4 protein-coding genes are annotated in these 3,419 nt (G+C 61.7%); 1 reads left to right on the top strand and 3 read right to left on the bottom strand.

The window, feature by feature from the left end:
- Window positions 1-31: 31 nt before the first annotated feature.
- Entirely contained in the window at window positions 32-1,087 is a 1,056-nt protein-coding gene (gene dinB / locus AAAB16_RS12280) for a DNA polymerase IV (RefSeq protein ID WP_340663570.1), read from the top strand.
- Between the two features lie 152 nt (window positions 1,088-1,239).
- On the opposite strand, the gene AAAB16_RS12275 is transcribed toward dinB, so the two are convergent.
- The 3 genes from AAAB16_RS12275 to AAAB16_RS12265 all read right to left on the bottom strand — a co-directional run.
- A complete protein-coding gene (locus AAAB16_RS12275) occupies window positions 1,240-1,656 on the bottom strand; it encodes an META domain-containing protein (protein ID WP_340663569.1) in 417 nt (138 codons plus the stop codon).
- Window positions 1,656-2,093, bottom strand: coding sequence for a hypothetical protein (locus AAAB16_RS12270; RefSeq protein WP_340663568.1), 438 nt, complete (start codon window positions 2,091-2,093; stop codon window positions 1,656-1,658). Before AAAB16_RS12270 ends, AAAB16_RS12275 begins: the two co-directional genes overlap by 1 nt.
- An 82-nt stretch (window positions 2,094-2,175) precedes the next feature.
- A partial coding sequence (locus tag AAAB16_RS12265) for a response regulator (protein WP_340663567.1) occupies window positions 2,176-3,419 on the bottom strand: 1,244 nt, incomplete at its 5' end.

The following is a 3,419-nucleotide window of genomic DNA, read 5'->3' as shown; positions in this document are numbered from 1 at the left end:
GCCATGCCAGGCGGGGCTTACCGGACTTTTTGTGCGCAAGATTATTCATGTGGATTGTGACTGTTTTTACGCCGCCATCGAGATGCGCGACGACCCGCGCCTGGCAAACCGGCCCATTGCCGTGGGCGGTTCGGCGGATCGGCGCGGGGTAATCGCCACCTGTAACTACGAAGCCCGGGCGTACGGCGTGCGTTCGGCCATGTCCTCGCGTCATGCGCTGAAGCTGTGCCCGGACCTGCTGATTCTGCGGCCGCGTATGGACGTATATAAGGAAGTGTCCCGCGAGATTCAGGGGATCTTCCGCGAGTACACCGACATTATTGAGCCGCTGTCGCTGGACGAAGCCTACTTGGACGTCTCCGATTGCACGCATTTTTCCGGCAGCGCCACGCGAATTGCCCAGGATATTCGTCGGCGCGTATCCACTCAGGTGCATATCACCGTGTCTGCCGGGGTGGCGCCGAACAAGTTTCTGGCCAAGATCGCCAGTGACTGGCGCAAGCCCAACGGGCTATTTGTGATTACCCCGGACGAGGTGGAAGGCTTTGTTTCCGAGCTGCCTGTCAGCAAGCTGCACGGGGTGGGCAAGGTCACGGCGCAAAAGATGGGGCGCCTGGGTATCGAAACCTGTGCGCAGTTGCGGGAGTGGAGCAAGGTTGAACTGGCGCGCGAGTTCGGCAGCTTTGGTGAGCGCCTGTGGAACCTGGCGCGCGGTGTGGATGACCGCGCCGTGCAGGTGGACAGCCGGCGCCAGACCATCAGCGTGGAAACCACCTACGACAAAGACCTGCCCGACCTCGAGGCCTGCCTTGAGCGCCTGCCCGGCCTGCTGGAAGAGCTGGAGCGGCGTATGCAGCGCTTGGATGCCAGCTACCGCCCGGAAAAGCCGCTAGTGAAATTGAAGTTTCACGACTTTACCCAGACCACCCTGGAGCAGGCCGGCGCCGCGCGTGATTTGGACAGCTACCGCAAATTGCTCAGCAGCGCCTGGGAGCGCGGCGGCAAACCGGTGCGTTTGATTGGCGTGGGGGTGCGCTTGATTGATTTAAGGCGGGTGAGTGAGCAGTTGGAGTTGTTTACGCGGTGACTCCGATCACCTTCTTGCACACATCTGCGTACGTCTCTGCACTCTGGATTCCCGCCTTCGCGGGAATGACGGAGGCTTTTAGAACGTCTCACCGTCGTCCCCGCGAAGGCGGGGACCCAGAATGTTGCAGGTAACGATGATCGACGGCAATGCTACTTGTACTCCGCCGACCACAACCTGATCGGCTTACCCTCAGCCGGCCACAGCTGCAGTTGATCAATCGCGGAAATATCCCAGCGCTCGACTTTGCTCAGGGCATTTAAAAACCGCTCTTCCTGTTCCATCAGCGCCGGCGCGCACATTTTTCGTGTGCTGCCGGCTTGGCTAAAGCTGATCTGCTGGCCTTTCAGACTGTAGGCGGCGAACCAGTGGTTGCAGCCGGCGCTGCCAAAGGCGCGGCCGTCAGCGCCGAGGGTGACGGTCAGGTGGCTGTTGTCGATCAGCGGGCGTTCGCCGATCCATTCCACTTGGTAGGGGCTGTCCTGGTCCAGTTGCGGGGCATCGCTGGCGCAGCCGGTCAGGCTCAGAACGCCGGTGGTGAACACGCTAAGGGCGAGGCGGGCTTTCATCAGATCTCCTCGGTTTGACAGGCCTGGCAGAGGTGACGACCGTTGCGGTTCTGCCAGTGCAGTTCGGTAAGACGGGCTTCGGCTGCCGGCGCATGGGCTTTTTTGCCCAAGGCGGCGTCGACGGCAAATTCAAAATCCAGTTGCTTGGCGCAGCCGTCGCATTTCACTTGCCAGTTGAGGATAGACAACTCGGTAAACACGGGCCCTTGCGCCACTGCCACCCACTGGCCGGTCGGGTTGATCAGGTGGCGGACCTTGTCGACGTTCAAACGCATGCAGAGGTCGCGGCTGCCTTTAAGAGTAACCAGCAGCACATCGCCGCTTTTTACCGACCCACCATTGCCGGTGACCTGATAGCGGCCAGGCACCAGGGCGCGGCATTCGATCAGGGTGTGTTCAGGGTTAAGCAGGTTGTAGCGAAAGTCGTGTTCGGCCATGGCGCAGATTCAATTCGATAAGAAAAACAAGGCCGGCATGTTATCACGGGCATTGCCCCATGCCGGACGTGGGGCCAGCCGCTCAGGCGCTGAGTTTGGCGATGTCTGCCAGGCGCAGCATGGCCGCGTCCAGTTCATCCAAGGCCTCGCGATAGGCCGGGTCGTCCTGCTTTAACAGGGTTTCGGTGCGCTGACAGATTGCCCGCAATTGCGGTACGCCGCAGTAACGGGTGGCGCCGTGCAGGCGATGCACGCGCTCGATCAGGGCATTGCGGTCGTCGTTGTCGCGGGCTTGGCGGATGGTTTCACGGTCGCCGTCCAATGAGGCCAGCAGCATGCTCAACATATCGGCGGCCAGGTCAGCTTTGCCGGCGGCCAGGCGCAGGCCTTCTTCTTCATCCAGCACTTTTTGCGTTGGCTGCGGCTGGGCTTGCGGCGCTTCGGTTGGGCGGTCGATGCCGGCGTTGCGCAACGCGAGCCCGGTCCATTTCAGCACCACCTGGGCCAGTTGCCGCTCGCTGATGGGCTTGGTCAGGTAATCGTCCATGCCGCCTTGCAGCAATGCGCGTTTTTCGTTGGCCAGGGCGTGGGCGGTAAGGGCAATGATTGGCGTCGGCACGGCTTCTTGTTCGGCTTCCCAGTGGCGGATTTGCTCGGTGGCCTGGCGGCCATCCATGCCGGGCATTTGCACGTCCATAAAAATCAGGTCGAAGGTTTTGTGCTTGACCACATCTACCGCGGCAAAGCCGCTGTCCACTGCGGTCACCTCGGCGCCCATGTCGCTGAGCAGGGTGTGCACCAGCTTGAGGTTGGCCGGGTTGTCGTCGACGCAGAGGATTTTCGGCGGTCGGCTGACTTGCGTGGGGTGGCTGACTTCGCTGGGTTGGTGGCGTGGGCCGAGCAGTTCAATCAGCGCGCGTTGAACCTTGCGCGTGCACGCCGGTTTGGCTTGCAGCTGGCTATGGGCGTCCGGCAACGACTCGTGGTACAGCGCCTGCTCGGTGGTGGGGCAGAGCACCAGGCTTTTGCAGCCGATGCGTTCCAGATCCCATACCCGTTGGCTGAGTTGCTCGGGCGGCAGCTCTTGGCTGGTGACGCCGAGCACCGCCAGGCTAATGGGATTGACGGTGTACTGCTGGGTGCTGACCGCGCTTAGCAGGCTGTCGAGGTTTTGGTGGTGGACCACCAGCAAGCCGCAGTCTTCCAGCTGATGTTGCAACGCCTGGCGAGCCAGTTCGTGCTGCTCAACCACGGCTACTGTGCGCCCCAGCAGCGGCGCTTGCGGTTGGTCTTCGGCATCTTCGCGGGCTTTGGGCAGGGTCAGTC

Source organism: Pseudomonas sp., assembly GCF_037994325.1.
Taxonomy (GTDB): Bacteria; Pseudomonadota; Gammaproteobacteria; order Pseudomonadales; family Pseudomonadaceae; genus Aquipseudomonas.
The sequence above is the reverse complement of the archived record's forward strand: the minus strand, read 5'-3'. Positions and strand labels throughout refer to the sequence as shown.

Bases quoted from the DNA above. Each gene is read 5' to 3' on its own strand.
- AAAB16_RS12275 (WP_340663569.1), bottom strand. From the start codon at position 1,656: ATGAAAGCCCGCCTCGCCCTTAGCGTGTTCACCACCGGCGTTCTGAGC.
- AAAB16_RS12270 (WP_340663568.1), bottom strand. From the start codon at position 2,093: ATGGCCGAACACGACTTTCGCTACAACCTGCTTAACCCTGAACACACC.